The following is a 1,852-nucleotide window of genomic DNA, read 5'->3' as shown; positions in this document are numbered from 1 at the left end:
GGGCGGCGAGGCGGCGAAGGCCCTCCAGGCCACGGAGCCGGGCGGGCCCGCGGTCGAGGCCGCTGGCCGCCAGATCGGCGGCGCGGCCCAGGAGAACGGAGAGGAGGACGGAGAACCGGCCCTGCGCCCGGATGCGGGCCAGGGACACCCGGCGGACGGTTGGATCCACGGCGGCGGACGCGGGCAGGATGGTCTCCCCATCCCGTACGCGATCGGGCGGACGGGCGTGCGGACGGCGGCGAGGCATCCAGCAGGCCATGGCCTCCCCCGGCGTCTCCACTGGACCAGAGCGCGGGACCGGCGCTCCGGTGCCTCGATCCCTACCCGGCTCGAAGCCTCGTTAGTCTCTCGCGTCGCCGGTGCGCGTGGGGCTCAGAAGACCGGGATGATGTCCTCCGGGTCGATGTCCGCGACGTCGACGCCGTCGATGTCGAGTTCGGGAATGGCCGGGAAGGCGATCCCCCAGCGTTCGACGATCGCGCGGACGCGGGCCATCGCGACACGCCAGTTCTCCGCCTGCTCTTCGAAGGACAGGACGCCCAGGCCCGCGTCGCGGGCGTAGGACATCAGCACCCGGTGGTTGGGCAGGAAGTACGGCGGCAGGTCCCAGAAGCCCTCGGGCGGCTCCCACAGGATCATCGACAGGAAGACGAAGCCGGCCCGGAGCTGCTTCGTGATCAGGCCACGGGTGTCATCGGTCAGGCCCGGCCACTCGTTCTCCAGAATGGTCATGCAGATCTGCAGGTGACGGGACTCGTCGCGGCCGATGCGCTGGAACATCTCTCCGAAGACGGGGTGCCCGGTGCCCGAGGCCATCCCGCGGAACAGCGTGGAGGCGGCCATCTCCCCCATCATGAAGCTGGTGAACAGCACCGGGAGCGTGTAGCGGGTGACGGCGCTGTTGTAGCCGGTCCAGTAGCGTCCGCCGTTGTGGTAGAGCCAGCCGATGTTGTTGTGCGCGGCCTTCTCCAGGTCGGTCTTGGGCTCCCAGTCGAGCGGGCCGCCGGGCCACAGCCTGGCGATCGTCCGCTGGCAGCACTCCTCGTGGTTCATCTCGTCGCGCGTGATCGAGAAGAAGCACTTGCGGACCGGGTCCTCCTCGTGCTTCTCGAACGCCTGGATCGTGGCGCGTGCGAAGACCGCCGGGCCGGACGCGTCGAAGTTGGCCAGCACCGAGAACCAGTACATGATCCCGAGCCGCTGCTCGACGGTGAAGTCCTCGGGCCGCAACTCGTCCCAGGGCAGGTCGGCGGGGTTCCAGACCGTGCGTTTGGACTTTTCGTAGATCGCCGCGAGCTTGTCGGTCTCGACGTGCCACTCCATCGGATAGATGTTCGGCCGGGGCACGTCGGGCGCGGGCCAGAAGCCGCCCTCGGGGATCGTCAGCTTCCTGTCATCCATCCGCTGCTCCTCGCCGTGAGACCGCCCCTTGTGCCACCGTACGTCGCGCCGCGCTCGACGGCGTGACGTGCCGCGAGACCCGGGCGCGCTGGGCGAGCAGGACGCACACCAGCACTCCGGCCGCGGCCGTCACCGTGCTCATTCCCGCGCGCTCGCCGAGCAACAGCCACGACCAGACAAGAGTGAGCAGCGGCTGGGCCAGCTGCACCTGGCTCGCCCGCGCGACTCCGGCCCGGGCCAGGCCGGAGTACCAGGCGAAGAACCCCAGGAACATCGACACCGCGGACAGGTAGGCCAGGCCCGCGATCGCCGTGAGGTCCCAGCGCGGCGGCTCCGCGGCGAGCAGCACGGCCGTGACCGGCACGGTGACGGGCGCCGCGAGGATCAGCGCCCAGCTCACCACCGCGCCGCCGGGCATCTGCCGCGCGAGGCGCCCGCCCTCGGCGTACCA

3 protein-coding genes are annotated in these 1,852 nt (G+C 70.7%); all 3 read right to left on the bottom strand.

Annotation, left to right across the window (positions count from 1 at the left end):
- A partial coding sequence (locus ACFFNX_RS48985) for a hypothetical protein (protein WP_378213325.1) occupies positions 1-259 on the bottom strand: 259 nt, incomplete at its 3' end.
- Positions 260-372: 113 nt separating this feature from the next.
- Positions 373-1,401, bottom strand: coding sequence for a hypothetical protein (locus ACFFNX_RS48980; protein ID WP_378213323.1), 1,029 nt, complete (start codon positions 1,399-1,401; stop codon positions 373-375).
- Positions 1,394-1,852, bottom strand: a 459-nt coding sequence (locus tag ACFFNX_RS48975) for a DMT family transporter (RefSeq protein ID WP_378213322.1), incomplete at its 5' end; no start/stop codon positions are given. The genes ACFFNX_RS48980 and ACFFNX_RS48975, both read right to left, overlap by 8 nt.

Origin of the sequence: Actinoallomurus acaciae, from assembly GCF_042429965.1 — a bacterium.
GTDB classification, from domain to species: Bacteria; Actinomycetota; Actinomycetes; order Streptosporangiales; family Streptosporangiaceae; genus Actinoallomurus; species Actinoallomurus acaciae.
Note: the sequence above shows the minus strand (reverse complement) of the source record. Positions and strands in the feature narration are given on the sequence as shown.

What these genes read in the sequence shown, in the direction of transcription:
- ACFFNX_RS48980 (WP_378213323.1), bottom strand. Translation starts at nt 1,401, where the DNA reads ATGGATGACAGGAAGCTGACGATCCCCGAGGGCGGCTTCTGGCCCGCG.